Origin of the sequence: Streptomyces sp. SID3212, from assembly GCF_009865405.1 — a bacterium.
Lineage (GTDB): Bacteria > Actinomycetota > Actinomycetes > Streptomycetales > Streptomycetaceae > Streptomyces.
This window is the reverse complement of sequence record NZ_WWJY01000812.1, coordinates 1-1,884: the sequence shown is the minus strand read 5'-3', so window position 1 is coordinate 1,884 and position 1,884 is coordinate 1. Positions and strand designations below refer to the sequence as shown.

The window sequence follows — 1,884 nt, the reverse complement described above, 5'->3', positions numbered from 1 at the left end:
TCTGCCGGACAGGACGTCTGCCGGACAGGACATCCGAACGGGCAGGACACCCGAGGAGAGGAGCCCACCCCATGGCAGACCCGGCCGCATTCGAGCAACAGCGCACCCGCCTCTGGGCGATCGCGTACCGCGTCACGGGTTCCGTCGCGGACGCGGACGACGCGGTGCAGGAAAGCTGGCTGCGCTGGCAGGGGCTGCCGGACGGAGAAGTCCTCGACCCCCGGGCGTATCTGACGACCGTGGTCAGCCGGATCTGTTACGACCAGCTCGGCTCGGCGCGCGCCCGGCGCGAGGTGTACGTCGGGCCGTGGCTCCCCGAGCCCGTGGTCACCGAGTCCGGGCCCGAGGACCGGGCGACCCTCGACGAGTCCGTGGGGGTGGCGCTGCTCACCGTGCTGGAGCGGCTGACTCCGGCCGAGCGGACGGCCCTCATCCTGCACGACGTGTTCGCGGTGCCGTTCCCGGAGATCGCCGAGGTCGTCGGCCGTACGCCCGATTCCGTACGGCAGCTGGCCTCCCGCGCCCGCCGCCGGGTCCGCGCCGAGGCCCCGCGCCGCTCGGTCGACCGCGACGAGCACCGCAGGGCCGTGGACGCCTTCCTCACCGCGGTGATGGGCGGGGACTTCGACGGGCTGCTCCAGGTCCTCGACCCGGACGTGGTGTGGCGCTCCGACGGCGGCGGCCTCGTCACGGCGGCCCGCCTCCCGCTCCTGGGCCACGAGAAGGCCGCCCGTTTCGCCGTTCTCATCACCCGCGGCTACGACCCGGAGACGATGTCCCTGCTCGCGCGGGACGTGAACGGCGCCCCGGGCCTGATCCTCACCGACGTCACCGACCCCACCGGCGCCCCGTCCGTGGTCTTCGCCTTCACGGTGCACGAAGGCCGGATCACGGAGGTCGACGCGATACTCAACCCGGAGAAGCTGCGACACCTCGCACGTCCCGCCCGCTGACCCGTCAGGACCGATCCCCCCCCAGGACGGACCGGAACAACCTCAGGACGGAGGTGTCACACCCGAAGGGGCTGCGTCGTCCCCCTTGCATGACACAGTCACGAACACAGGACAAGAACCTCCCCTCCTCCGCCCACCACGTCGTTGTCGTCGGCGCGGGATACGGCGGTCTGATGACCGCGCTGCGCCTCGCGCCGCACACCCGGGTCACGCTGGTCGACCCGGCCGGAGACTTCACCGAGCGCGTCCGGCTCCACGAACGGGCCTCCGGGCGCCCCGACGTCACCCACCCGCTCGACGGATTCCTGCGCGGCACAGGCGTCACGCACGTAGCCGCACGGGCGACCCGGCTGGACCTGGCAGCCCGGGAGGTCCACACCGACGACGGCCGGGTCCTCCGCTACGACCGGCTGGTCCACGCCCTCGGCAGCCGCACCACCCCCGTCGAGGGGACACCGGCGGACAAGGAGCGCGCCTACACCACCGAGTCCGCCGCCGAACTCCACAAGCGCCTCCTCGAAGGCCCCGGCTCCCTGGCCGTCGTCGGCGGCGGCCTCACCGGCGTCGAACTGGCCACCGAACTCGCCGAGACCCACCCCGGATGGGAGATCGGCCTGCACACCCGGGGGGCCGTCGGCGCGAGCCTGTCGGAGCGCGGCCGGGCGCACGTCCGTACGGTGCTGACGGAGCGGGGCGTACGGGTCGAGGAGGGCCACCGCGTCGCGGGCCCGGACGCGGTCGACGCGGACGTGGTGCTCTGGGCCGCCTCGATGGTCCCCGCCACCGGCCTGGCCACCGCCGCCGGGATCGCGGTCGACGGGACCGGCCGGATCACGGTCGACACCGCGCTGCGCTCCGTGTCCCACCCCGAGGTCTACGCCGTGGGCGACTCGGCCGCCGCGCACACCGCGGAGGCCGGCCCCCTGCGCAT

Annotated in this window: 2 protein-coding genes; both read left to right on the top strand. The window is 73.8% G+C overall.

Features of this window, described 5'->3' with window-relative positions; genetic code table 11:
• Nucleotides 1-71: 71 nt before the first annotated feature.
• Complete coding sequence (gene sigJ, locus GT042_RS24670) at nt 72-953, top strand: RNA polymerase sigma factor SigJ (protein WP_161310925.1); 882 nt, start codon at nt 72-74, stop codon at nt 951-953.
• Between the two features lie 89 nt (nt 954-1,042).
• On the top strand, nt 1,043-1,884 hold an 842-nt coding region (locus GT042_RS24665), incomplete at its 3' end, for an FAD-dependent oxidoreductase (RefSeq protein ID WP_161310924.1).

Bases quoted from the DNA above. Each gene is read 5' to 3' on its own strand.
- sigJ (WP_161310925.1), top strand. From the start codon at position 72: ATGGCAGACCCGGCCGCATTCGAGCAACAGCGCACCCGCCTCTGGGCG.